Raw genomic sequence first — 24,631 nt, 5'->3', positions numbered from 1 at the left:
ATTCGCGCGAGAGTGACGTTCGCCACTACACCGCCTGGCGGGGCTGATTGTCCGCGCAAGCAAAAGGCGCCCGGTCCGTGTGGACCGGGCGCCTCTGCTTCTGTACCCCCGATGGGATTCGAACCCACGCTACCGCCGTGAGAGGGCGGCGTCCTAGGCCGCTAGACGACGGGGGCTAGAACTTCCGGATGCACAGCTTAGCTCAGGTGATCACGCTGACCTAATCGCTCCGGATGGCTGGGGTACCAGGACTCGAACCTAGAATGGCTGAACCAGAATCAGCTGTGTTGCCAATTACACCATACCCCATTGGCTGCCCATCACCGCAGGTCACGGGCATTTGGCCTAGATCACTCGGCGGGGGTGTCCCCCGCTTGTGCTTTCCGGGCCGACGAGCAGACTACCAAAGATTTCGACCCACTTTTCACACCCCTTCCCGAGCGGCACGCAGACGCGCCAAACTGCGGTCCCGCCCGAGCAGTTCCATCGACTCGAACAGCGGCGGGCTGACAGACGCACCTGTGACGGCGACGCGGATCGGGCCGAAGGCCTTCCGCGGTTTGAGCTCAAGACCGTCGATCAGCGCGCCCTTGAGTGCAGCCTCGATCGACGCCGTCGTCCACTCCTCGGCCGCCTCCAGGGCACCCAGCGCGGCATCGAGCACGGGCGCCGCCTCGGGTTTGAGTTCCTTGGCCGCGGACTTCTCGTCGAGCTCGTAGTCGGCGTCGTTGAAGAACTTCAGCAGCCCCCACGCGTCCCCGAGCACCACGATGCGGGTTTGGACCAACGCGGCGACCTCGGCGAACGACGCGTCGTCCAGACCCGTGTCGTGGCCGTGTGTCACGAAGTACTCGCGCAGTCGCGCAGTGAACTCCTCAGGGGCCAACAACCGGATGTGTTCGGCGTTGATGGCGTCGGCCTTCTTCTGGTCGAATCGGGCCGGGTTGGAGTTCACGTTGGCGACGTCGAACGCGGCCACCATCTCCTGCAGGCTGAACACGTCGTGGTCGTCGGCGATACCCCACCCCAGCAGGGCCAGATAGTTCAGCAGCCCCTCGGGGATGAACCCGCGGTCGCGGTGCAAAAACAGGTTCGACTGCGGGTCGCGCTTGGACAGCTTCTTGTTCCCCTCCCCGAGCACGCTTGGCAGGTGCGCGAATTCGGGAACCCGCTCGGCGACACCGATGCGCATCAGCGCGCGGTAGAGCGCGATCTGACGCGGTGTCGAGGGCATGATGTCCTCGCCGCGCAGCACGTGCGTGATCTTCATCAGCGCGTCGTCGACCGGATTGACCAAGGTGTACAACGGATCTCCGCTGGCGCGCGTGATGGCGAAGTCCGGAACCGAACCGGCCGGGAATGTCGTCGGGCCGCGCACCAGATCGTTCCACGACAGGTCCTCGTCGGGCATCCGCAGTCGCAACACCGGCCTGCGGCCTTCCGCGGCGAAAGCGGCGCGTTGCTCGTCGGTGAGGTCGCGGTCGTAGTTGTCGTAGCCCAGCTTGGGGTTTCGGCCCGCGGCGATGTGCCGGGCCTCGACCTCCTCGGGCGTCGAGTATGCCTCGTACACCTCGCCGGCCGCGAGCAGTCGCGCGATCACGTCGCGGTAGATCTCGCTGCGCTGCGACTGGCGGTAAGGCTCGTGCGGACCGCCGACCTCGGGGCCCTCGTCCCAGTCCAGCCCGAGCCACCGCAGCGCGTCGAGGATCGCGTCGTAGCTTTCCTGGCTGTCCCGTGCGGCGTCGGTGTCCTCGATGCGGAACACGAACGTGCCGCCGGTGTGTCGCGCGTACGCCCAGTTGAACAACGCGGTACGGACCAGCCCCACGTGCGGGGTCCCGGTGGGTGACGGACAGAACCGAACCCTGACGGTCATTATTTCGCTCCTCGCGTCCGCGGCATCTGCTTTACCGCTACTTCTTCTTGCGCACAACAGGATTGGTGAGGGTGCCGATGCCCTCGACGGTGATGCTGACGGTGTCGCCGTCCTCGATGGGGCCGACGCCCTCGGGGGTGCCGGTGAGGATGAGATCGCCCGGCAGCAGCGTCATGACCGCCGAGGCCCATTCGACGATGGCGCCGACGTCATGGATCATCAGCGAGGTGCGGCTGCGCTGCCGGACTTCACCGTTCACCTCTGTACGAATCTCAAGATCCGATGGGTCGATCGAGGTGTCGATCCACGGACCCACCGGGCAGAAGGTGTCGTGGCCCTTGGCCCGCATCCACTGCCCGTCCTTCTGCTGCTGATCGCGCGCGGACACGTCGTTGGCAATCGTGTAGCCCAGGATGTTCTCGGCGGCCCGCGCGGCGGGCACGTCTTTGCACGGCCGTCCGATGACGACGGCGAGTTCGCCCTCGTGATGAACCGGGAAGGCGTCGGCCGGCAGTTGAATCGGCACACCAGGCCCGACGATCGCCGTGTTGGGCTTGAGGAAGATCACCGGATCCTCCGGCGCCACCCCGCCCATCTCCTCGGCGTGCGCCGCATAGTTCTTGCCCATGCAGATCACCTTGCTGGCCAGGATGGGCGCCAGCAGCCGGACGTCGGCCAGCGGCCAACTCCGTCCGGTGAAGTTGGGCGTACCGAACGGATGCTCGGCGATCTCTTTGCAGACGGCGTCTGCCTCGTCGCCCTCGATGCTCACGAAGGCGACCCCGGCGGGACTGGCGATTCGACCTAGACGCATGCGGCCAGCGTAGTGACGGCCCGCGGGCCGACCGCCGTCAGCTCCCGTCGAACAACGACCGCAGGAAGCCGGTGGAATCGCGCATGGACGCCAGCACGGTGCCCGAGTGATCCTCCTCGGGATAGATCTTGAGGGTGACGTCCTGCCCGTTGGCGAGCAGCTGCTCGTTGAAGTCGATCGAGAGTTTCGGCGGCACATCGCGGTCCAGCAGTCCCACCCCCAGGAAGATGGGCCGGTCGTAGCCGCTCGTCGGCGTTCCCATATAGGCGTCGAGCGCATCGGCGATCCCGGGCAGGGTCGCCAGCGGGGCACGGAAGAACCCCGTCGGGGTCATTCCCGCCAGCGCCCGGTCCAGGTCGGACTTGCACAGCGTCTCGGATTTGGCCACCGCGTCCAGCCCGGCCGGGGTCAGCACACTGTTGACATCGAGGTCCGGCCGCGCGTCGCGCAGCCCCGCGAGGATGTAGGCGGTGTAACTGTTGGCTGCGGGCCCCAGATTCGGTGGCAGAGCCATCTCGGGGCCGGCCTGCTCGACGATCTTCTGGACGTTGGCCGGTGTGCCGGTCGCCACCACACCGCGGTAGTCCAGCCCGGTGCCGCGGCTGAATTCGGTGGCCCACCGGGCGCTGTCGACGGCGGCCGCGCCGCCTTGCGACTGGCCGATGAGCGCCCACCTGGGCGACAGCGGTAGATCCATGTGGTGCATGGCGATCACCGAGTCGACGACACTGTGCGCGGTGGCCACGCTGTTGAGATAGCTCATCAGGCCCGGCGTTCCCAGCCCAGCGTAGTCCGAGCCCACCACGGCGTAACCCTCGTCGAGCCAATGGGTCAGGTACTCGTCGTCGCGTTGGCTGCGCGGGTGCGCCGACGGTGTGCAGCCGTCACCGAGACCGACGGTGCCGTGCGCCCAGGCGACCGTCGGCCAGCCTCCTGCCGGTGCCTCACCATGCGGCAGAAACACCGCCGCGGTGCTGACCGCCGCTGAATCATGCTGATTGACCGTTGAATACAGAATTCGGTAGGCACGCGCGGCACCGGACACCGACAAGGCCGGATCGAGCGGCACCGTCGCGATCAGCGTCCCCGGCGCCGGGATCGGACCCGCATGGTCACGGGCGTCCAGTCCCGACCAGTCCGGCACGTCGGCCGCCAGCGCCATCGGAGCTGATCCGAAGAACAGGGCACAGATCACGGCCGCGCCGGCCATCAACCGCAGTTTCACCATGTCAGGCTATGGCTTTCATACATCCTTCCCAAATATTGGGATATCAGTTCGATATTTTGAGACCATGGTGCGACCATGGCCAGGTGGCACGCACAACGATCGGAACCGCGCGCCGCTGGTCCATGTTGGTGATCGCGCTGTCGTCGACAACGTGCGCCAACGTGTTCATCAACGGTGCCGCATTCCTCATACCCACCCTGCACACCGAACGACACCTCGACCTGGCCCAGGCCGGCCTACTGGCGGCGATGCCCAGTTTCGGCATGGTGACCACGCTCATCGCCTGGGGCTACGTGGTGGACCGTGCCGGAGAGCGGCTGGTACTGGCCCTGGGGTCGGCACTGACCGCGGCGGCCGCGTTCGGCGCCGCCTCGGTGAATTCGCTTGTGGCCACCGGAATTCTGTTGTTTTTCGGCGGGATGGCCGCCGCCAGCAGCAATTCGGCCAGCGGGCGGTTGGTGGTCGGATGGTTCCCGCCTGAACAGCGCGGCCTGGTGATGGGCATCCGACAGACCGCGACTCCGCTGGGAGTCGGCTTGGGCGCGTTGGTGATTCCGCGGTTGGCCCAGGCCTACGGTACCGGGCCGGCCCTGCTGTTCCCCGCGATCGTCTGCGCGGTGGCCGCCGTGGTCAGCGCGGTCGGTGTCATCGACCCGCCGCGCCCGCCGCGAGCCGAAGCTCCGGCCGAGCATCTGGCCAACCCCTATCGCGGTTCGGCACTGCTGTGGCGCATCCATGCGACGTCGGTGCTGCTGGTGATTCCGCAGGCGCTGCTGTGGACATTCGCGCTGACCTGGTTGATCGCCGACCGGGGATGGTCACCCGCCTCGGCAGGCGCCATCGTCACCGTGGCGCAGCTGCTGGGTGCCGGCGGCCGCATCGCCGCGGGCCGTTGGTCGGACGTCGTCGGCGACAGGCTGCGTCCCATCCGCACGATTGCGGTGGCGGCGTCGGTCACCATGGCCGTGCTGGCACTGACCGACTGGTTGGGCTCACCGATCAGCGTCACCCTGATGGTGATCGCCTCGGTGATCACGGTGTCCGACAACGGTTTGGCCTTCACCGGTATCGCCGAAATCGCCGGGCCGTTCTGGAGCGGGCGCGCGCTGGGAGCCCAGAACACCAGTCAACTCCTGGCTTCCGGGCTCACCTCGCCGATCTTCGGCGGCCTGATCGGCCTGGCCGGCTACCCGGCGGCCTTCGCGGTATGCGCGGTATTGCCCGCACTGGCCGTGCCGCTGGTTCCGGTTCGGGCCGAACCGCTCTGCCAAACCGCCTCGGACTGACCGGGTTCGGCGCTCAGAGTGAGTGCCCGGCCGCGTAGGCCGTGGCCCAATCCCTGACCGTGCGCAGGTACAGCCCCGAGTTGTTGTACGCCAGAAGCGCATCCATCCAGCCGATCGGGGTGCCCAGATCGTGTCCGCGATAACACAGGTAGCCCGCGGCGGCCAGGGCAGCGTCGTCGATGTTGTCGACGTTGACCACCCCGTCGTTGTGCGCGTCGACGCCGTAGAGCCGCCAGGTTTCCGGGATGAACTGCATCGGCCCCATCGCCTGCGCGTATTCGGGACTGCCTGCCTCGGAGTCGACAATGCGCAGATTGCCGTTGGTGCCATCGAGCTTCACGCCGCGGATCGGCGGGACCACGTCGCCGTTGGGCGCGATGCGGGCGCCCCGGTAGGTGCCGTTGCGGCTTTCCACAGTGCCGATTCCGGCCAACGTGGTCCAGCCGATGTGACATCCCGGATTGACGATCTCGGCCACCTTGGCCGCATACGCGTACGCCTCCAACGCGGCGACGGGTAACTCGAGCGCGGCAGCTCGCGATGCGGCCCACGCCGCGAGTTGGTCGGCGGGCCGGCCCCTGGCCGATATGTCGATATCGGGCACGTGATCGCCGGGCGGCGGCGGGATCCCCTCGGGAATCGGTGAACCGAAATGGCCGCTGCAGCTCGAAGCCATCACGATGGCCGTGGTGGCGATGACTGCCGCCGGCTGCAGCCAACGCCTACGTGGGTTGTCCGGTGCGCGGAGAGTCCGACGCCTCAACACCATGTCCTACAACGGTAGTCGGCGGTTGACGAGGATGCCCACGGCAACCGCCGCCGTCAACGCCAACAGCGCCAGCGCGATCCAGCTCGCGCTGGCATCCCCGCGCACAGTTTGATAACCGACCTGCTGCTCCAATGCCGAGTAGACAGAATCGAGTTCGTCGAGGCTGCTTGCCTGATACGCCTGGCCGCCGGAAATGTCGGCGATCTGACGCAGGCTGTTGTCGTCGGTGGGAACCGGAATCTGCTGGCCGTCGAGATCGACGCTGCCGTAAGGAGTGCCGAACGAAATCGTGGATATCGGCACATTTTGGGCTTTCGCGGCGCGGGCCGCCGTGAAAGCGCCCCTCGGCTCGTCCGGATCGGACGGAACCGTCTCCTTGCCGTCGGACTCCAGCACGATCCGCGCCGGTGGTGGACCGTCGCCGCCGCCCATGACCGCCCCCGCCGTCGCAATGGCCTGCAGCGCGGTGAAGATGCCTTCCCCCGTTGCGGTGCGTGGCTCGGGCTGCAGCGTGCCGATCGCGCGCTTGACGGCATCGTGGTCGGCGGTCGGGGCCACCAGCATGACCGCGCTCGACGAGAACTTGACGAGGCCGAGATTGATGCCCGACGTCAACTGGTCGGCGAAGTGCGTCGCCGCCGTACGGGCCGCCTCGATGCGGCTCGGCGCCACATCGGTGGCCGCCATCGATTCCGACACGTCGATCACCAGCATCACCACGGCCCGATTTCGCGGGACCCGGACGTCATCGGTGGGCCCGGCCATGGCGGTGGTCATGAGGGCGAGCGCGGCGACCAGCAGCGCGGCGGGCACATGCCGCCAGCGGCTGGGCTTGCGTGCGGGAGCGACCTGATCCAGCACCGCCATGTTCGCGAAACGCAGTACGCGCTTACGCCGGGCCCGCTGTATCCACAGGTAGATGGCGACCAGCAGCACGACGGCCAGCAGGCCCAGGAAGTACCACGGGTGGGCGAACCCGGAAAGACTCAGCTCATTCAGCATGAGGATTCCGACCTCCCGATGCCGCCACCACGATCAAACATTTGCTTGAGTATATAACTGAGGTAGGAGTGCAGCCCGTGACTCGACTTGCCCTACCGCGCAGACTGGATGGTGATATGACGACATTTGCCGTACCGGGCGCACTGGCACTGCTGCTGGTGCCCGTCGCACTGCTGGTGCTCTACGTCGTCATACAGATCGCCAGGAAGCGCCGCTTCCACAGCTTCACCGGCGCCACCGCGCCGCGTCGGTGGACTCGGCACCTGCCGGTGGCCCTCGCGCTGTGCGCCACGGTGCTGCTGACCGTTGCGCTGGCGGGGCCGACCCGCGAGATCCACGTCGCACGCAACCGCGCGGTGATCATGCTGGTGATCGACGAGTCCCGATCGATGGGGGCAACCGATGTGGCGCCCACGCGGCTTGCCGCAGCGCAGACCGCCGCCAAACAGTTCGCGAACCAACTCACCCCCGGGGTCAATCTGGGTCTGGTGGCGTTCGCGGGCAATGCCGCGCTGCTGGTGTCCCCGACCCCCGATCACAAGGCCACAGTGGCGGCTCTCGACCATCTGAGCCTCGACGATTCCACGGCCACCGGTGAAGCGATATTCACAGCGCTGCAATCGATCTCGTCAGTAGCCGCGGTGCTCACCTCCGACAACACCGACGCCCCGCCTGCCAGGATCGTGCTCGAATCCGACGGCGCGGCAAACAAGCCGGCGAATCAGGACAACCCGCGCGGCGCCTACACCGCCGCGCGCGCCGCGAAAGACCAAGGAGTGCCGGTGTCCACGATCGCCTTCGGCACCAAAGACGGTGTGGTCGAACTGAAGGACGAACACATCCCGGTACCTGTCGACGACAACATGCTCAAACGCATCGCCAACCTGTCCGGCGGACAGTCCTACAACGCCACCAGCGTCGACGAGTTGAGCCACAACTACCAATCGATCCAACAGCAGATCGGCTACCAGACCATCAACGGCCCCGATCGAGGTTGGTGGCTGCGCGCCGGCGCCCTTGCCGCGTTCCTGGCCGCGGTGTGCGCTCTGCTGATCAACCGCCGACTGCCGGTGTAGGCACGCTTTTCCGATTCGAGCCCGGATACGAGTACAAAGACGAGTAGTCGGCTACTCAAGCCTGCCACGGCCAAACGCGCGAAGGTGATCTGCAAACACAATCGAGGGAGATCGCCATGCCACACAACCGTGTCGAAGGTTCCGCGGATCGAGCCGGCAGCCGAGGCACGAAGCACGCGCGCGGTCACCTGCGACTCGTTGCCGGCGGTGCCGACGCGCCGTCAGAGCAGGCGTTACGAGCGGATGACGCAGATGCCCAGCCGCCCAACGACGGTGACGGCGCACCCGTCGGCTTCACTCTCCTGACCTGGTAACGACTCCCCCGGCTACGTCTTGCGGTGAGTCATCGCATCGCGCAATCGGTCGATCAACCCCTCGCCCGGCGCGAGAATCTTGTTGAGCGGTGCGCGGTTTGGCGCCGACGGATGCGGCCGAGTCGGTGCCAGCCGCCTGCTGTGCTCGAACTTCTCCCCGAGGTGCCGCAGGTCTGCCTCACTGCACGCTTCGCGCAACGCGGGCAGCACATCTCGTTCTTCATCCTCGAAGTGGCGCCGAACGTCGGCGATCAGCTTGGTGATCAACTCACCGAACTGGGCGTCGTCGATGTGGGACCCTTCGAGCCTCTTCATGACCCACTCGGCGTCGGTGTGCTCTTTGAGCTTCCGATTGGCGACCTCGTCGCCCGTGGGCAGCACCCGGCGCGCGATGGGATAGAGGTACTCCTCCTCGCCCACCGAATGGCGCACGAGCTCAGCGATGACGTGCTCGACGAGTTCACGCCTTTTCTCTCGTGTGGCGCTGCTCTCGATTTCTTTGAAGACCTCATCCACCTCACGGTGGTCGGTGATGATCATGTCGACGAGATCGTGCGTATCTGACGTCGTCATATCGACTCCTCAGCCAGGGCCGCCCGGACTACAGGCAACTCTGAGGCTAAGCCTGCCGCCTGCCAGATTCAATTAGCCCGGCTAGCGGTGAAATGCTGTGGGCACGGCTGATTTTGGCCGTTCGGTCACCTCGATGACCGGCGCGGGAGAATCAGCAGGGCAGCGGCGAAAAAACACACCGCGCCGATGAACGTGCCGAGGTTGGCCACCCGCTCGTCGATGGTGACGCCGGTCTTGCGGACGAAGGCCGCCAGCGCCGACACTCCGAACGCCACACAGCCCATCATGTTGATCCAGGCGGCCCGCCAGTCAATCGAATGCGGTGACCACAGGCCGACCGCCAGCACAGCCAGCGCGCCGCTGATCAGGAATGCCAAGGAGCCGGTGGCGTCGGGAGCCCACACATAGCGGCGCTCGGCGAGCACGGCATGGGCCCACACGGCGGCACCGGTGCTCACGTTGAACAAGATGGTTCCGGCGAACTGGATGGCCGCCGACCACCACGGGATGCCCCGCGGTGCCAGGGCGTACTGCATCCAGCCCGCGGTGGTGAAGAACCACGAGCCGATGAAGCACAGCACGTTCGTCGCCCCCGCCCCGGCCAACAAGGGGAAGCCGGGCACGGTGGCGACGGCGAAAAACGATGATCCGATCGCGAACAACCAGCATTGCCGCTGCAGTGTCGCGAACATCGCGGATTACGCTGCGCAGTCGACTAGCACGGCATTGACTCTGCATCCACGACGCGAAAGCCCAAGAGAGGAACGCCGAGAACGCAGAGTCAACACGAGACGGTACTCAGAGCAGCGACAGGATCCGCTCGCCGACCTCGCTGGTGGACAGTTTCTTGTCCCCGCGCGTGGCCAGATGTTCGGATACCGCTTTGTCCACCCGTGCCGCCGCATCGGTTTCACCGACATGGGCCAACAGCAGCGCGACACTCATCACCGCGGCCGTCGGGTCGGCGATGCCCTGCCCCGCGATGTCGGGCGCACTGCCGTGCACGGGCTCGAACATGGACGGATTGGTCCGCGTCGCATCGATATTGCCGCTGGCCGCCAACCCGATGCCACCGCACACCGCGGCCGCGAGGTCGGTGATGATGTCGCCGAACAGGTTGTCGGTGACGATGACGTCGAACCGGCCCGGGTCGGTGACCATGTGGATGGTGGCCGCATCGATGTGCTGGTAGGCAACCTCGACGTCGGGGAATTCCTCACCGACCTCGGCCACCACGCGCGACCACAGGCCGCCGGCGAACGCCAGCACATTGGTCTTGTGCACCAAGGTCAGATGCTTGCGCCGGGACTGGGCGCGCGTGAAGGCGTCGCGCACCACGCGCTCGACACCGTATGCCGTGTTGACGCTGACCTCGGTGGCCACCTCATGCGGCGTACCGACGCGCAGCGCCCCGCCGTTACCGGTGTAAGGGCCTTCGGTGCCCTCGCGGACCACGACGAAGTCGATGCCCGACACACCCGAAAGTGGGCTGCTGACACCGGGATAGAGCCGTCCCGGGCGCAGGTTGACGTGATGGTCCAGCGCGAAACGCAGTTTGAGCAGCAGTCCGCGTTCCAGCACGCCGCTGGGCACCGACGGGTCGCCGATGGCGCCGAGCAGGATGGCGTCGTAGCCGCGCAGCTCCTCGATGGTGGCCTCGGTGAGCAGTTCGCCGGTCGCGTGGTAACGCCGGGCGCCCAGGTCGTATTCGGTCTTCTCGACACCGGGCAGCACCGCGTCGAGCACCTTGACGGCTTCGGCGATGACCTCGGGACCGATACCGTCGCCGGCGATGATCGCTAGTCTCACGACAGATCAACCACTTCCAGCGTGCTGGCGCCGACCGCCGAGGCGATCGCGGCGCGCACATCCTCGGGGACATCGGTGTCCAGGCGCAGCATCACCGTGGCGTGATCGCCGCTGGTGTCCTGGCTCAGCTGGGCGGCAACGATGTTGACGTTCGCGCCGCCGAGCAGAGTGCCGATCTTGCCGAGGGCTCCCGGCTGATCGCTGTAGTTCACGATCAGGTTGTACCCCTCGGCGCGCAGATCGAAGTTGCGACCGTTGATCTGGACGATCTTCTCCACCAGCTGCGGGCCGGACAGCGTGCCCGCGACATTGAGCGACGAGCCGTCGGCGTGAACCGCACGGACGTCGACGACGCTGCGGTGGTTGGGGCTTTCGGTGGCGGTGCTGATCTCGGACGCCACGCCACGATCCGCGGCGAGTGCCGGGGCGTTGACGAACGTCACCTGCTCGTCGACCACCGCGGAGAACAGCCCGCGCAGCGCCGAAAGCTTCAGGATCTCAACGTCTTCCGACGCCAGCTCACCGCGGACCTGCACGGCCAGCGACACCGGCGGCGCGTCGGACAGGACACCGACCAGCAGACCCAGCTTGCGGACGAGGTCGAGCCACGGCGCCACCTCTTCGCCGACGGCGCCACCGCCGACGTTGACCGCGTCCGGCACGAACTCCCCGGCCAGGGCGAGCTTCACACTGGCCGCGACATCGGTACCGGCCCGGTCCTGGGCCTCCTCGGTGGAGGCACCGAGGTGCGGGGTGACGACGACCTGCGGCAGTTCGAACAGCGGGCTGTCGGTGCACGGTTCGGTGGCGAACACGTCGAGGCCGGCGGCCCGGACATGACCGCTGGTGATCGCGTCGGCGAGCGCCTGCTCATCGATCAGGCCACCGCGCGCAGCGTTGACGATGATCACGCCCGGCTTGGTCTTGGCCAGGTTTTCCTTGCCGATGAGGCCTGCGGTTTCCTTGGTCTTGGGCAGGTGCACCGAGATGAAGTCGGCACGGCCGAGCAGCTCGTCGAGGGGCAGCAATTCGATCCCGAGCTGGGCCGCGCGGGCCTGAGACACGTAGGGGTCGTAGGCGACGATGTGCGCACCGAATGCGGCGAGCCGCTGGGCGACGAGCTGTCCGATGCGACCAAGGCCCACCACGCCGACGGTCTTACCGAAGATCTCGGTGCCGGAGAACGACGAGCGCTTCCAGGTGTGGTCGCGCAGGGTCGCGTCCGCGGCCGGGATCTGGCGGGCCGCGGACAGCAGCAGGGCCAGGGCGTGCTCGGCGGCGCTGTGAATATTGGAGGTCGGGGCGTTGACGACCAGCACGCCACGGGCGGTGGCGGCGTCGACGTCGACGTTGTCCAGACCGACACCGGCGCGGGCGACGATCTTGAGTTTCGGGGCGGCGGCGAGCACTTCGGCGTCAACGGTGGTGGCCGAACGCACCAGCAGGGCATCCGCCTCGGGCACCGCGGCCAGGAGCTTCTCGCGGTCCGGTCCGTCGACCCACCGGACCTCTACTTGGTCGCCGAGGGCGGCGACGGTTGATTCGGCGAGCTTGTCGGCGATCAGTACAACGGGGAGACTCACGCGGACAGCCTAGTGTGTGGGCCTTACCACGCCTGCACCGCGTGCGGTGTACTGGTGGCGTGGACGTCACCGTCGTAGGGAGCGGCCCCAACGGCCTGGCCGCAGCCGTGGTGTGCGCGCGCGCCGGCCTGTCGGTGCGGGTCATCGAAGGCCAGCCCACCGCGGGTGGCGGCACGCGCACCGCGGCTGACCCCGAGTACCCGGGCGTGGCGCACGACGTGTGCTCGGCCGTGCACCCGCTGGCCTACGCGTCGCCGTTCTTCGCCGAGTTCGGGCTGGCCGACCGCATCGAGCTGAACGTGCCGGAGATCTCCTACGCCAACCCGCTGCCCGGCCGGCCTGCGGCGCTGGCCTACCGCGACCTCGATCGCACCTGCGCCGAACTGGCCGACGGCGCATCGTGGCGGTGGCTGCTGGGTCCGATGGTGCCGCGCAGCGCAGCGGCTACCGCGTTCGTGCTGGGCGACAAGCGCTCGGTGCCACCGGATCCCGTCACCTCGGCCAGGCTTGCCCTGCGCATGCTGACGCAGGGCGGCCCCGCGTGGGGGCTGCTGCGTGGGGAAGATGCCCGCGCATTGTTCACCGGCGTAGCCGCACACACGATTTCGCAGATGCCGTCGATGACGTCGTCAGGGCTGGGCATGATGCTGGCGGTGCTGGCCCACTCGGTGGGGTGGCCGGTGCCGACCGGCGGCAGCCAAGCCATCGCCGACGCGTTGATCGCCGACTTGCTGAACCACGGCGGCGAATTGGTGCTCGGCCAACCGGTCACCGAACCGCCGCGCGGCGTGGTGCTCTACGACACCCCGGCCAAAGCGCTGCTGAGCATCTACGGTGACCGGCTGCCCTCACGGTACGCCGCGGCGCTGCGCAGACTGCGCCCCAATCCCGGCGTCGCCAAAGTCGATTTCGTGCTGGCCGACGAGATTCCCTGGCGCGACGCGCGACTGGCGCGCTCGGTGACCTTCCACTTGGGCGGCACCCGCGCGCAGATGGCCCGCGCGGAGCGCGAGGTCGCCGAGGGCCGGCACGCCGACTGGCCCATGGTGCTGGCCGCGTCGCCACACGTCGCCGACCCGAAAAGGGTTGACGCACAAGGACGTCGGCCGTTCTGGAGTTACGTCCACGTGCCCCGCGATTCACCGGTCGACCAAACCGAGACCGTCATCGAGATCATGGAACGCTTCGCACCTGGATTCCGCGACATCGTCGTGGCCACCCGCGGTGTGCCCGCATCCCGGATGGCCGAGCACAACGCCAGCCTCGTCGCAGGCGACATCACCGGCGGCGGCAACAGCGCATGGCGTGCCCTCGCCGGGCCGACGCTGCGACTGAATCCGTGGGCAACGCCGGCGCCTGGGGCGTATCTGTGTTCGGCGGCCGCTCCGCCCAACGGCGGCGTGCACGGCATGTCCGGTTACTACGCCGCCCGCACCGCACTGAAACGCGAGTTCGGCATCACGACCATGCCTACGCTGGCGCCATGACCAAAGTCGCCGTCATCTACTACTCCGCCACCGGGCACGGCTCGTCCATGGCACGCCGCGTCGCGACCGCTGCCGAATCCGCAGGCGCCGAGGTTCGGGTGCGTCCCGTCGCCGAGACCGCCGACCCGCAATCCTTCGCTCATAACCCGGCCTGGACCGCGAATTACCAAGCCACCAAAGATCTTCCGACGGCTACCGGCGACGACATCGTGTGGGCCGACGCGGTGATCTTCGGCTCCCCCACCCGGTTCGGTTCTGTCGCTTCGCAATTGCGCGCCTTCCTCGACTCACTCGGCGGCCTGTGGTCACAGGGCCAGCTCGCCGACAAGGTCTACGCGGGGTTCACGTCGACCAACACCGCCCACGGCGGGCAAGAGACCACGCTGCTGACCCTGTACGTCACGCTCATGCACTGGGGCGGCATCATCGTGCCGCCGGGCTACACCGAGCCACTCAAATTCGCCGATGGCAACCCGTACGGCGCGAGCCTGCTGGCCAACCACGACAACATCGAGGAGTTCGACGAGACGACCTACAACGCGCTCGATCACCTGGCACGTCGCGTGGTGCGCGTCGCCGACCGGCTCGGCGGCTGAAAACTGCTGCGCTTGCGCGCCATTGGCCGGCCTTACGGTTGAGCCGTGAGCACTTGGGGAGTTGCGCGCTTGGTCGGGTCCGTTCCGCATACCGACCCGGTCATGAAGATCATCGGGGTCGGTGATCTCGAGCTGTATCGGGTGAGCCCGCCACTGTGCGGCTATCACGTGATCGCCGCGGAGCAGACCACATGGGCCATGCGGGCGCAGTACATCTACCCGGACGGTCGCATCGAACCTGCCGAACCCGACGACCCGGTGTCGACGGACCTGTACGGGGTGACGGGCGAGGCCCTACAAATCGACAGGGACGAGAAGTTGCCCGGCAGCGCCGACGGCAGAAACGTCGAGCGCACCCTGGCAGGCATCGGTTACCGGATCATCTAGAAACGCGAAAGGCCAGTTATTGCACGCTTTTTCGAACTTCGCGTGCAATAACTGGCCAGTCGGCGTGTGTACTAGGCCGTTTCGGTGATCGGCCGGTCGACCCAGCTCATCAGGTCGCGCAGCTTCTTGCCGGTGACCTCGATCGGGTGCTCGGCGTTGGCCTTACGCAGACCCTCGAGCTCCTTGTTGCCGTTCTCGACGTTGGCGACGAGGCGCTTGACGAAGGTGCCGTCCTGGATGTCCTTGAGGATGGCGCGCATCCGCTCCTTGGTGTCGGCGTCGATGACCCGCGGGCCCGACAGGTAGCCACCGAATTCGGCGGTGTCGGACACCGAGTAGTTCATGCGGGCGATGCCGCCCTCGTACATGAGGTCGACGATGAGCTTGAGCTCGTGCAGCACCTCGAAGTAGGCCATCTCGGGGGCGTAGCCCGCCTCGACCATGACCTCGAAGCCAGCCTTGACCAGTTCTTCGGTGCCACCACAGAGGACGGCCTGCTCACCGAACAGGTCGGTCTCGGTCTCTTCCTTGAAGGTGGTCTTGATGACGCCGGCGCGCGCCCCGCCGATCGCGGCGGCGTACGACAGCGCCAGCGCCTGGCCCTCACCCTTGGGGTCCTGGTCGATGGCGATCAGGCAGGGCACGCCCTTGCCGTCGACGAACTGGCGACGCACCAGGTGGCCGGGGCCCTTGGGGGCGACCATGCCGACGGTGACGTTGGCCGGGGGCTTGATCAGGCCGAAGTGGATGTTCAGGCCGTGGCCGAAGAACAGCGCGTTGCCGTCTTCGAGGTTGGGCTCGATGTCGTTCTTGAAGATCTCGGCCTGCGCGGTGTCGGGCGCGAGCACCATGATCACGTCGGCCCACTTGGCCACCTCAGCCGGGGTGTCGACCTCCAGGCCCTGCTCCTCGACCTTGACGCGGGACTTCGAGCCCTCCTTCAGACCGACCTTGACCTGCACCCCCGAGTCGCGCAGCGACAGCGAATGGGCGTGGCCCTGGCTGCCGTAGCCGATCACACCGACCTTGCGGCCCTGGATGATCGACAGATCCGCGTCGTCGTCGTAGAACAGTTCGATTGCCATGCGTGAGTTTTCCTTCTCTTTCCTAGCTCTACAGCTTGTTAGTGACGCTACTTCGCCGTCCCGATGCCGCGCGGACCGCGTGACACCGACACCACGCCGGACTGCGCAAGCTCCCGGATACCGTACGGCTCCAGGACGCGCAATAGGGCTTCCAATTTCTCCTGCGTGCCGGTGGCCTCGACGGTCAGCGACTCCGTCGACACGTCGACGACCTTGGCACGGAACAGGTTGACCGCTTCGATCACCTGGCTGCGGGTGCTCGCATCGGCCCGCACCTTGATCAGCGCCAGCTCGCGGGCCACCGAATTGTCCTCGTCCTGCTCGACGATCTTGATCACGTTGATCAGCTTGTTGAGCTGCTTGGTGATCTGCTCCAGCGGCGAGTCCTCGACGCTGACCACGATGGTCATCCGGGACATGTCCTTCTGCTCCGTCGCACCGACGGCCAGCGACTGGATGTTGTAGCCGCGCCGCGAGAACAACGACGCCACGCGCGCGAGCACGCCCGGCTTGTCCTCGACGAGCACCGACAAGGTGTGGGTGGGAGTTGCGTTGGTCATCAGGCGTGTCCCTCGTTGCCTTCGTCATCAAACAACGGCCGGATGTCCCGCGCCGCCATGATCTCGTCGTTGCTGGTGCCTGCGGCGACCATCGGCCACACCTGCGCATCGGCGCCGACGATGAAGTCGATCACCACCGGGCGGTCGTTGATGGCCTGAGCCTGCCGGATCACGTCTTCGACGTCTTCGGCACGCTCACAACGCAATCCGACGCAACCCAGGGCCTCGGCCAGCTTGACGAAGTCCGGAATCCGGTGCGAGTGGGTGGCCAGGTTGGTCTGGCTGTAGCGCTCGTCGTAGAACAGCGTCTGCCACTGCCGCACCATGCCCAGGTTGCCGTTGTTGATCAGCGCGACCTTGATGGGCGCACCCTCGAGCGCGCAGGTGGCCAACTCCTGGTTGGTCATCTGGAAGCAACCGTCGCCGTCGATGGCCCACACCTCGGCTTCGGGCCTGGCGAACTTCGCGCCCATGGCCGCCGGAACCGCGAAGCCCATGGTGCCCAGACCACCCGAGTTCAGCCAGGTGCGCGGGTTCTCGTACTTCACGAACTGTGCGGCCCACATCTGGTGCTGGCCCACCCCGGCGACATAGACGGCGTCGGGCCCGGCGAGCTTGCCCAGGGTCTCGATCACGTACTCGGGGCTCAGGCTGCCGTCACTCTGCGGGCCGTAGCTCAGCGGGTAGGTGCTCTTGACGCCGCTCAGGTACTCCCACCAGCCGTCCAGCTTCAGCGTCGCCGCACTGGTGCCGATCTTGCGCAACGCCTCGGTCAGATCGGTGATGACGGCCTTGACGTCGCCCACGATCGGGACGTCGGCGTGCCGGTTCTTGCCGATCTCAGCCGGGTCGATGTCGGCGTGGATCACCTTGGCGTCCGGCGCGAACGAGGACAGCTGCCCCGTCACCCGGTCGTCGAAGCGGGTGCCCAGCGCGATCAGCAGGTCACTGCGCTGCAACGCCGCCACCGCCGACACCGTGCCGTGCATACCCGGCATCCCCATGTGCTGAGGGTGGCTGTCGGGGAAAGCGCCGCGGGCCATCAGCGTGGTGACCACCGGGATCCCGGTCAATTCGGCCAGTTCCAGCAACTGTTCACACGCGTCGCCGCGGATCACGCCGCCACCGACATAGAGCACCGGCTTGCTGGCCTCCGAGATCAGCTTGGCGGCCTCCCGGATCTGGCGGTTGTGCGGCTTGGTGTTCGGCTTGTAGCCGGGCAGGTCGATGCGCGGCGGCCAGCTGAACGTGCACTGCCCCTGCAGGATGTCCTTGGGGATGTCGACGAGAACCGCACCCGGCCGTCCGCTCGCTGCGATGTGGAAGGCCTCGGCGATGACCTTGGGGATGTCGTCGCCGTTGCGAACCAGGAAGTTGTGCTTGGTGATCGGCATCGTGATGCCGGAGATGTCGGCTTCCTGGAAGGCGTCGGTACCGATCAGGCTGCGTCCGACCTGACCGGTGATCGCCACCACCGGAATCGAATCCATCTGAGCATCGGCCAACGGCGTCACCAGGTTGGTCGCCCCCGGGCCCGAGGTGGCCATCATCACGCCGACCTTGCCGGTGGCGTGGGCGTATCCACTCGCGGCGTGGCCTGCGCCCTGCTCGTGGCGCACCAACACGTGGCGCAGCTTCTGCGAGTCGAAGAGCGGATCGTAGACGGGCAGCACCGCTCCGCCGGGGATGCCGAAGATGACGTCGACGCCGATCTCCTCCAGCGAACGGATGACCGCCTGAGCGCCTGTCATCTGAAGCGGCGCAACCCTTTTCGACTGGGTCTGCGTGGACTGGGCGGCGGTCGACGTGCCGTTGGCCGGGTCGGCCGACTGTTCGGGCGGTCGCGTTGTCGGTGCGCTCACGGTTTCCTCTTCACGTTCTCTTCGGAAATCTCGGTTTTCAATGATGGTCAGACGCGCTGGAAGCAACAAAAAACCCCCGTCAGCAGGCTGCTGTACGAGGGTGGCGCGTCGATGCTGTTGGCTATGCCCGGCAGAGGGCCAGCGCGGCATCAACGCGCCAACCAATTACTACGAGCAATCCGGGGGTCTGCATAACCATTGACGGTAGCTGGCGCACAGGTCGAAGGTCAAATTGCGGCCGGCCTGCGCCGACCGCTCGGGACACCGGGCCGGACCCGACCGCGCGCAGTGCAAGGATGGATGTCGTGAGCTCCCGTTCTGCAACCAAACCGGTCGTCATCCGAATGTCGCCGATGGCGCACATCGCGGTCGGGTTCTTTGCACTCGGCCTGCTGACGTTGGTGCTCACCAATCCCACCTGGGGCACGCCCCTGTTGATCCTGCCGATCGGGTTGTCCTACGCCATCATCCGCTACCGGACCATCGCTGATCATGACGGCGTGACCGCGCGCTCGCTGCTCGGCAGCCGCACGGTGGCGTGGCCGGAGATCGACGGATTACGTTTCGACCGGTCGTCGTGGGCCGTCGCCCACTTGCGTGACGGATCAGAACTGCGCCTACCTGCGGTCACGTTTGCGATGCTTCCGCTGCTCACCGAGGTCAGCGGCGGACGCGTCCCGAACCCGTACGCGTAGCGCCGTCAGCGCAGCGGATTTCCGCCGTTGAGCAGGGCCCACAGTCCGATTCCGACGCCGATGCCCACCAGCAGCGCGACGAACGACCCGACGAACGGGCGGCGCGCCCAGCCCCGCCCGGCGTCGAAACCGTACCGACCTGGACCGGTCAGCACGATCGCGGCGGCGACGGCGACAGGAATCAGCCGATATTCGTGGCCGTCGGTCATGAAACTGGACAGTCGGGCGTCCTCGTGCGCGGCCATCGCATCGACCAGCACGCCGTTGATCAGATAGGCCAGTGCGCCGGCCGCCGCGACCGGGGTGAAGAGGCCGAGGACCAGCAGCACACCGATGGCCAGCTCGCCGCCGGTCGCAACGTAGGTCACGATGTCGGCGTGCTGGAAACCTGCGTGCTGCAGCCAGGTCTTGAACCCGTCGAGGCCGGGGCCACCCCACCAGCCGAATGCCTTCTGCAGGCCGTGGATGATCAGTAGCCCGCCCACGGCCAGGCGCAGGATGAGCAGCCCCAGGTCCTGGGTGCCGCGTCGGCCCGCCGCTCTCACGCGGTCGTCGAGCATGGGGTCGCGTTCGATCTCGGCGGGTTCGGCGCCGTAGGGACCGAGCGGCTGACGCAGGCCCGGCTGCACGTATGGCAGCGGCTCGGGCTCGCCCATCAGCGGGAAACCTGACTGGTCAGCAGGCTTGGCGGAGTCGTACCGCGGGATGGCGGTGGTTTCGAAATCGCCGCCGTACGTGGCCGACGGCAGATCGTCTTCGGGGTCGACCAGGCTCGCCGTGGCAGGTCTGGCGGAGTCGCCGGTGCCCGAACTATCTGGTCTCTGCCAAGCGAGTGGGTCCTGCGAGTGACTGGTCACGCTGCCCAGGGTAAGTGCAAGTCAAGCCCGAACCGGGTATTTACCCCGGCGCTGCCGCCTGGTATTGGCACCTGAGACGCTGTTACCGCAAAGGACACGGTTGCCCGGCGTGGCGAGCACTGCGCGACCATCCGTAATCTGGCGACATGGAATCGCGTCGGCGGATATCGGTGGTGGCCGCCGTTGTGTGTGCCGTGATGTTGGCCGGCTCGGGGTGTGCTCGGTTCAACGCGGCCCAGTCGGAGCCGTTCACCACCGAACCTCAAATGGGCCCGCCGCCGTCCTCGTCGCCGCCACCTCCTCCGCCGCTGCCGGCAAAACCTTTCCCCAAGGAATGCCCGGCACCCGGGGTGATGCAGGGCTGCCTGGACAGCACCAGCGGTTTGATCATGGGCCCCGACAGCCAGTCGGCGCTCGTCGCCGAACGGCTCACCGGTGCTGTCAAAGAGGTATCCACCAAGGCCGAACCGAAGGTCAAGGTGGTCATCCCCGTCGATCCCTCCGGCGACGGCGGTCTGCTCGACATCGTCCTGTCCCCCACCTACGCGCAGGACCGGCTGATGTACGCCTACATCAGTACGCCGACCGACAACCGGGTCATCCGCATCGCCAACACCGATCCGCCCAAGCCGATCCTGACGGGCATCCCCAAAGGCGCGACCGGCAACACCGGCTCGCTGATCTTCACCAGTCCGACCACGCTGCTGGTGCAGACCGGTGACGCGGGCAATCCGGCCATGGCAGCCGATCCGGCCTCGCTGGCGGGCAAGGTGCTGCGGATCGAGCAGCCCACCACGGTCAATCAGGCGCCGGTCACCACCGCGTTGAGCGGCTTGGGTGCCGGCGGCAGCATGTGCGTGGATCCGACCGACGGTTCTCTGTACGTCACCGACCGCGGCCCGACCGCCGACCGCCTGCAGCGGATCACCAAGGATTCCAAGGTGTCGACGGTGTGGACCTGGCCGGACAAGCCAGGGGTGGCCGGGTGCGCAGCCCTCGACAGCACCGTGCTGGTCAACTTGGTCAACACCAAGAAGACCGTCGCCGTGCGGTTGGCCAAGGACACCGGTGCGGTCACGGGTGAACCTGAGGTGCTCCGCGACAACGTCCGCGGCCACGCCTGGGCACTGCAACTCTCACCCGACGGCAACGTGTGGGGCGCGACGGTGAACCGGACGGCCGGTGACGCCGAGAAGCTCGACGACGTGGTGTTCCCGCTGTTCCCGCAGGGCGGTGGCTTCCCCCGCAGCAACGCCGACAAGACCTGATACACAACGCTTTTCGATATCGCGCCGCGGCCGGCGCGGCCCGCAGCTCCGCCTGAACCGCGCCCGCACACGGCGTCCCGTAGCATGAGCCGGATGCCCGACCGCCAGCGCCGTAGATACGCGCCGCGGCTGCCACGCGAGCAACGCCAGCAACAGCTGCTCGATGCGGCGATGACGGTGCTTGCCGACTGCCCGCTGCAAGAGCTGAGCATGGAGGCCGTCGCCGAGGCAGGCGGTGTCGGTAAACCGGTGCTGTACAAGGCGTTTCATACCCGGGCCGAGCTGGTCGCCGCGCTGCTGACCCGCGAGCACGAGCGCGGCCTGCAGCAGGTGCGGGCGACGATGCGGGCCGATCTCTCCGCCATCGAACCCAGCGGCGCCTACTCCGCCGCCGTGTCCGCGCTCGTGCGCTGCGCGCTGGAGAACCCGACCCGATGGCGACTCATCCTCACCGCGCCCGACAGCGTGCCACGCGAGTACCGCGACGCGCTGCACACCGCGCGCTCCGACGTCGTGATGCGCGCCCAGGAATTGGCGAAGGCAGGCACGGCGCTGGATCCGCGCCTGGCACAACTCGATCCGGCGCTGCTCGGGCACACCATGCTGTCGTTCGCGGAGATGCTGGGCCGCCTCGCCATCAACGAAGCGACGCCGTATCCGCGGGAACGGCTGGAGCAGTTCGCCATGGTCGCGATGACCATGTTCGCCGGAGCGGGCTGAGCGCTATCCCTGGCCGCAGGCCGCCAACACCAGTTCGCGCACGCGGGCGGCGTCGGCCGAACCCTTGGTGGCCTTCATCACCGCGCCCACGACAGCACCCGCGGCCTGCACCTTGCCACCGCGGATCTTCTCGGCGATATCGGGGTTGGCCGCCAACGCCTCGTCGACGGCCGCCTGGATCAGCGAATCGTCGCGGACCAGGGCCAGGCCCCGATCGTTCATCACCTGTTCGGGCTCGCCCTCGCCTGCCAGCACGCCCTCGACCACCTGGCGGGCCAGCTTGGTGGACAGCTTCCCGTCGTCGACCAGCTTCAGCACCGCCGCCACCTGCGCGGGGGTGATCGGCAGCGCGTCGAGTTCGACGCCGCTTTCGTTGGCTTTCTGCACCAGGAAATTGCCCCACCATGCGCGCGCACCCTCGCTGGATGCGCCGTGCTCGACGGTGGCGGCGACCAGTTCGACGGCGCCTGCGTTGACCAGGTCGCGCATCACCTCGTCGGAGATGCCCCAATCCTGCTGAATTCGCTTGCGCGCCAACCACGGAAGCTCGGGGATGGTAGTGCGCAGCCGGTCCACCAGCTCATCGCTGGGCGCGATCGGCTCCAGATCAGGCTCGGGGAAATAGCGGTAATCCTGCGCGGTCTCCTTGCTGCGGCCCGCGGTGGTGTGCCCGTCCTCGTGGAAGTGCCGGGTCTCCTGTGTCACGGTGCCGCCCGCCTGCAGCACGGCGGCCTGTCTGCGCATCTCGTAGCGCACCGCGACCTCGACGCTCTTGAGCGAGTTGACGTTCTTGGTCTCGGTCCGGGTGCCGAACTCCGCGGCGCCCTTGAGCTTGAGTGACACGTTGGAGTCGCAGCGCATCGACCCCTGGTCCATCCGCACGTCGGAAACATCCAACGCGCGCAACAGGTCCCGCAGCGCGGTGACATACGCGCGAGCGATCTCCGGCGCCCGCTCGCCGGTGCCCTCGATGGGTTTGGTGACGATCTCGATCAGCGGAACGCCTGCGCGGTTGTAGTCGGCCAGCGACGTGGTGGCACCGGCGATGCGGCCGGTGTCGCTGCCAAGGTGGGTCAGCTTGCCGGTGTCCTCTTCCATGTGCGCGCGTTCGATCTCGACGCGCCAGGTGGTGCCGTCGTCGAGCGGGACGTCGAGGTATCCGTTGACCGCGATGGGCTCGTCGTACTGCGAGATCTGGTAGTTCTTGGGTTGATCGGGATAGAAGTAGTTCTTGCGGGCGAACCGGCCCCATGGCGCGATCTGGCAGTTCAGCGCCAGCCCGATGCGGATCGCCGACTCCACCGCGGCCTCGTTGAGGACGGGCAGCGAGCCGGGCAGGCCGAGGCACACGGGGCACACCTGGGTGTTGGGCTCGGCTCCGAACCGGTTGGCGCAGCCGCAGAACATCTTGGTCGCCGTGGAGAGCTCGACGTGCACCTCCATTCCCATCACGGGGTCGTAAGCGGCGAGCACGTCGTCGTAGTCAAGAAGTTCCGCGGCAACAGACATGGACACGATCCTAATTGGACGGGTTCAGGCCAGGCCCGGGTGCACTCCCGGTGTCAGTCCGGCCGCCGCCGACATGCGCTGCAGCGCGGTGAGCAGGGCCGCCCGCTGCCCTTCCGACAGTGGTGCGGTGATCTGATCCTCCAGGTCGCGCACCACACGGTCCAGGCCCGGCAGCACCTCGCGGGCGCTCTTGGTGAGCGACACGGCGAACGCCCTGCGGTCCGTCGGATGCGGTAGCCGCTCGACCAGGCCCTGCTCCTCCAGCGCGTCGACCATGGCCACCATCACGTTGCGGTGCAATCCGAGGCGTACCGACAGCTCACGCTGTGACTGCCCGTCGACCTCGGCGAGAGCGAGCAGGATCGCGGTGGCCCGCGGGTGAAGGCCCAGCGATTCGAGCCGCCGCTTGAACTCGTCGGCGATGTGCGCCCCGAGCTGCGAGAGCAGGAAGGGAATGCGCTCGTCGAGTGCGGCGATGCCGGTCTGATCCTGCGTCATGACCGGACACTAGCACTCGTCATGATTGTCATCTATCGTGACTATCACTATTAGTGATCAAATTTGGAGGTAAGCATGCGCATCACGATCTTCGGAGCCAACGGCGCCACCGGCCGCATCCTCACCCGGCAGGCGCTCGACGCCGGTCACGCCGTGATCGCCGTGACCCGCCATCCCGAGCAGTTCCCCATCACCGATCCCGACCTGACCGTGACGCAGGCCGATGTCCGCGACCTCGCCGCCGTCACCGCCGCGGTCGAGGGCACCGACGCCGTGTTGTCCACGCTGGGCGTCACGTTCACCATGGCACCCGTCGACACGTATTCCGTCGGCGTGGCCAACATCGTCAGCGCGATGCACAAGACCGGCGTGGATCGGCTCGCTGTCGTCAGTTCGACTGCGATCGCCGACTATCCCGGCCGCACCGACACGCCTTTCGCCTTGCGCGTGGTGCAGCCACTGATCAGCAGCGTCTTCGGTAAGACGCTCTACGCCGACATGCGCCGGATGGAAGACATCGTGACCGACAGCGGACTGAACTGGACGATCGTCCGGCCCTCCGGCCTGTTCGACCTACCGGACGTCACCGAATACCTTGCCGGACAACGTGACCCGGTGGGCGCGTTCACGTCGCGCACGGATCTGGCCGACTATCTGCTGAAGCTGGCCGAGTCACCGAAAACCGGTGCGACCGTGACCATTTCGACGACGGTCGACAACCCGTCCATGTGGCAGCTGCTGCGCCGCGAGGCCTTCAAGAGCGCGTGAGTTGTCCCG

General features: G+C 67.0%; 24 protein-coding genes and 2 tRNA genes. 9 read left to right on the top strand and 17 right to left on the bottom strand.

Annotation, left to right across the window (positions count from 1 at the left end):
* Window positions 1-103: 103 nt before the first annotated feature.
* The 5 genes from A5784_RS28110 to A5784_RS28090 all read right to left on the bottom strand — a co-directional run bounded on the left by A5784_RS28110 (window position 104) and on the right by A5784_RS28090 (window position 3,900).
* A tRNA-Glu gene (locus A5784_RS28110) sits at window positions 104-176 on the bottom strand.
* A 58-nt stretch (window positions 177-234) separates the two neighbouring features.
* Window positions 235-309, bottom strand: a tRNA-Gln gene (locus A5784_RS28105).
* A 115-nt stretch (window positions 310-424) separates the two neighbouring features.
* Window positions 425-1,876 carry a glutamate--tRNA ligase gene (gene gltX / locus A5784_RS28100; protein ID WP_064948147.1) on the bottom strand — a complete coding sequence of 484 codons (1,452 nt, stop codon included), beginning with the start codon at window positions 1,874-1,876 and terminating at the stop codon, window positions 425-427.
* Between the two features lie 37 nt (window positions 1,877-1,913).
* Window positions 1,914-2,690, bottom strand: coding sequence for a fumarylacetoacetate hydrolase family protein (locus tag A5784_RS28095; RefSeq protein ID WP_064948146.1), 777 nt, complete (start codon window positions 2,688-2,690; stop codon window positions 1,914-1,916).
* A 37-nt stretch (window positions 2,691-2,727) separates the two neighbouring features.
* Window positions 2,728-3,900 (bottom strand): alpha/beta hydrolase family protein, encoded by a 1,173-nt coding sequence (locus A5784_RS28090; RefSeq protein ID WP_064948155.1) that lies wholly within the window; start codon window positions 3,898-3,900, stop codon window positions 2,728-2,730.
* A 101-nt stretch (window positions 3,901-4,001) separates the two neighbouring features.
* Here A5784_RS28090 and A5784_RS28085 point away from each other — a divergent pair, with 101 nt between their 5' ends.
* Window positions 4,002-5,204 carry an MFS transporter gene (locus A5784_RS28085; protein WP_064948145.1) on the top strand — a complete coding sequence of 401 codons (1,203 nt, stop codon included), beginning with the start codon at window positions 4,002-4,004 and terminating at the stop codon, window positions 5,202-5,204.
* Window positions 5,205-5,217: 13 nt separating this feature from the next.
* Here the strand turns inward: A5784_RS28085 and A5784_RS28080 are convergent, their stop codons facing one another.
* Window positions 5,218-5,973, bottom strand: a complete 756-nt coding sequence (locus tag A5784_RS28080) for a lytic transglycosylase domain-containing protein (RefSeq protein WP_064948144.1) — start codon at window positions 5,971-5,973, stop codon at window positions 5,218-5,220.
* A gap of 3 nt (window positions 5,974-5,976) precedes the next feature.
* A complete protein-coding gene (locus tag A5784_RS28075; RefSeq protein ID WP_064948143.1) occupies window positions 5,977-6,975 on the bottom strand; it encodes a VWA domain-containing protein in 999 nt (332 codons plus the stop codon).
* 116 nt (window positions 6,976-7,091) lie between these two features.
* On the opposite strand from A5784_RS28075, the gene A5784_RS28070 reads away from it, so the two are divergent.
* Window positions 7,092-8,051: a VWA domain-containing protein gene (locus tag A5784_RS28070; protein ID WP_064948142.1), complete on the top strand. Its 960-nt coding sequence runs from the start codon at window positions 7,092-7,094 to the stop codon at window positions 8,049-8,051.
* A 326-nt stretch (window positions 8,052-8,377) separates the two neighbouring features.
* On the opposite strand, the gene A5784_RS28060 is transcribed toward A5784_RS28070, so the two are convergent.
* The 4 genes from A5784_RS28060 to serA all read right to left on the bottom strand — a co-directional run bounded on the left by A5784_RS28060 (window position 8,378) and on the right by serA (window position 12,330).
* Window positions 8,378-8,938 (bottom strand): hemerythrin domain-containing protein, encoded by a 561-nt coding sequence (locus A5784_RS28060; RefSeq protein WP_064948140.1) that lies wholly within the window; start codon window positions 8,936-8,938, stop codon window positions 8,378-8,380.
* A gap of 125 nt (window positions 8,939-9,063) precedes the next feature.
* The gene (locus A5784_RS28055) at window positions 9,064-9,630 is read right to left on the bottom strand and encodes a hypothetical protein (RefSeq protein ID WP_064948139.1); all 567 of its coding nucleotides are present in this window, start codon (window positions 9,628-9,630) and stop codon (window positions 9,064-9,066) included.
* A 106-nt stretch (window positions 9,631-9,736) separates the two neighbouring features.
* Window positions 9,737-10,747 carry a 3-isopropylmalate dehydrogenase gene (locus A5784_RS28050; RefSeq protein WP_064948138.1) on the bottom strand — a complete coding sequence of 337 codons (1,011 nt, stop codon included), beginning with the start codon at window positions 10,745-10,747 and terminating at the stop codon, window positions 9,737-9,739.
* Window positions 10,744-12,330, bottom strand: a complete 1,587-nt coding sequence (serA, locus tag A5784_RS28045) for a phosphoglycerate dehydrogenase (protein WP_064948137.1) — start codon at window positions 12,328-12,330, stop codon at window positions 10,744-10,746. The genes A5784_RS28050 and serA overlap by 4 nt, the downstream gene beginning before the upstream one ends.
* Before the next feature lie 59 nt (window positions 12,331-12,389).
* Here serA and A5784_RS28040 point away from each other — a divergent pair, with 59 nt between their 5' ends.
* The 3 genes from A5784_RS28040 to A5784_RS28030 are packed head-to-tail and all read left to right on the top strand — an operon-like array spanning window position 12,390 to window position 14,800.
* The gene (locus A5784_RS28040) at window positions 12,390-13,817 is read left to right on the top strand and encodes a phytoene desaturase family protein (RefSeq protein ID WP_064948136.1); all 1,428 of its coding nucleotides are present in this window, start codon (window positions 12,390-12,392) and stop codon (window positions 13,815-13,817) included.
* Complete coding sequence (gene wrbA / locus A5784_RS28035; RefSeq protein WP_064948135.1) at window positions 13,814-14,413, top strand: NAD(P)H:quinone oxidoreductase; 600 nt, start codon at window positions 13,814-13,816, stop codon at window positions 14,411-14,413. Before A5784_RS28040 ends, wrbA begins: the two co-directional genes overlap by 4 nt.
* 45 nt (window positions 14,414-14,458) lie before the next feature.
* Window positions 14,459-14,800, top strand: a complete 342-nt coding sequence (locus tag A5784_RS28030; RefSeq protein ID WP_064948134.1) for a hypothetical protein — start codon at window positions 14,459-14,461, stop codon at window positions 14,798-14,800.
* A gap of 71 nt (window positions 14,801-14,871) precedes the next feature.
* Here A5784_RS28030 and ilvC read toward each other — a convergent pair whose 3' ends face one another.
* The 3 genes from ilvC to A5784_RS28015 are packed head-to-tail and all read right to left on the bottom strand — an operon-like array spanning window position 14,872 to window position 18,307.
* A complete protein-coding gene (gene ilvC / locus A5784_RS28025) occupies window positions 14,872-15,873 on the bottom strand; it encodes a ketol-acid reductoisomerase (RefSeq protein WP_197514901.1) in 1,002 nt (333 codons plus the stop codon).
* A gap of 59 nt (window positions 15,874-15,932) precedes the next feature.
* On the bottom strand, window positions 15,933-16,445 hold the full coding sequence (gene ilvN, locus A5784_RS28020) for an acetolactate synthase small subunit (protein ID WP_064948132.1): 513 nt from the start codon (window positions 16,443-16,445) through the stop codon (window positions 15,933-15,935).
* On the bottom strand, window positions 16,445-18,307 hold the full coding sequence (locus tag A5784_RS28015; protein ID WP_064948131.1) for an acetolactate synthase large subunit: 1,863 nt from the start codon (window positions 18,305-18,307) through the stop codon (window positions 16,445-16,447). The genes ilvN and A5784_RS28015 overlap by 1 nt, the downstream gene beginning before the upstream one ends.
* 296 nt (window positions 18,308-18,603) lie before the next feature.
* Here A5784_RS28015 and A5784_RS28010 point away from each other — a divergent pair, with 296 nt between their 5' ends.
* Entirely contained in the window at window positions 18,604-19,002 is a 399-nt protein-coding gene (locus A5784_RS28010) for a PH domain-containing protein (protein WP_064948130.1), read from the top strand.
* 5 nt (window positions 19,003-19,007) lie between these two features.
* On the opposite strand, the gene A5784_RS28005 is transcribed toward A5784_RS28010, so the two are convergent.
* Window positions 19,008-19,859: a DoxX family protein gene (locus A5784_RS28005; RefSeq protein WP_064948129.1), complete on the bottom strand. Its 852-nt coding sequence runs from the start codon at window positions 19,857-19,859 to the stop codon at window positions 19,008-19,010.
* Window positions 19,860-20,005: 146 nt separating this feature from the next.
* Here A5784_RS28005 and A5784_RS28000 point away from each other — a divergent pair, with 146 nt between their 5' ends.
* Together A5784_RS28000 and A5784_RS27995 are read left to right on the top strand one after the other, a co-directional pair.
* Entirely contained in the window at window positions 20,006-21,127 is a 1,122-nt protein-coding gene (locus A5784_RS28000; protein ID WP_197514899.1) for a PQQ-dependent sugar dehydrogenase, read from the top strand.
* A gap of 93 nt (window positions 21,128-21,220) precedes the next feature.
* Window positions 21,221-21,847, top strand: coding sequence for a TetR/AcrR family transcriptional regulator (locus A5784_RS27995; RefSeq protein ID WP_064948153.1), 627 nt, complete (start codon window positions 21,221-21,223; stop codon window positions 21,845-21,847).
* Between the two features lie 3 nt (window positions 21,848-21,850).
* Here the strand turns inward: A5784_RS27995 and gatB are convergent, their stop codons facing one another.
* Window positions 21,851-23,356, bottom strand: a complete 1,506-nt coding sequence (gatB, locus tag A5784_RS27990; RefSeq protein ID WP_064948128.1) for an Asp-tRNA(Asn)/Glu-tRNA(Gln) amidotransferase subunit GatB — start codon at window positions 23,354-23,356, stop codon at window positions 21,851-21,853.
* Window positions 23,357-23,380: 24 nt separating this feature from the next.
* Window positions 23,381-23,854, bottom strand: a complete 474-nt coding sequence (locus A5784_RS27985; RefSeq protein ID WP_064948127.1) for a MarR family winged helix-turn-helix transcriptional regulator — start codon at window positions 23,852-23,854, stop codon at window positions 23,381-23,383.
* Window positions 23,855-23,929: 75 nt separating this feature from the next.
* On the opposite strand from A5784_RS27985, the gene A5784_RS27980 reads away from it, so the two are divergent.
* Window positions 23,930-24,622 carry an NAD(P)-dependent oxidoreductase gene (locus tag A5784_RS27980; protein ID WP_064948126.1) on the top strand — a complete coding sequence of 231 codons (693 nt, stop codon included), beginning with the start codon at window positions 23,930-23,932 and terminating at the stop codon, window positions 24,620-24,622.
* Window positions 24,623-24,631: the final 9 nt, after the last annotated feature.

The organism is Mycobacterium sp. 852013-50091_SCH5140682, from assembly GCF_001665685.1.
Lineage (GTDB): Bacteria > Actinomycetota > Actinomycetes > Mycobacteriales > Mycobacteriaceae > Mycobacterium.
Note: the sequence above shows the minus strand (reverse complement) of the source record. Positions and strands in the feature narration are given on the sequence as shown.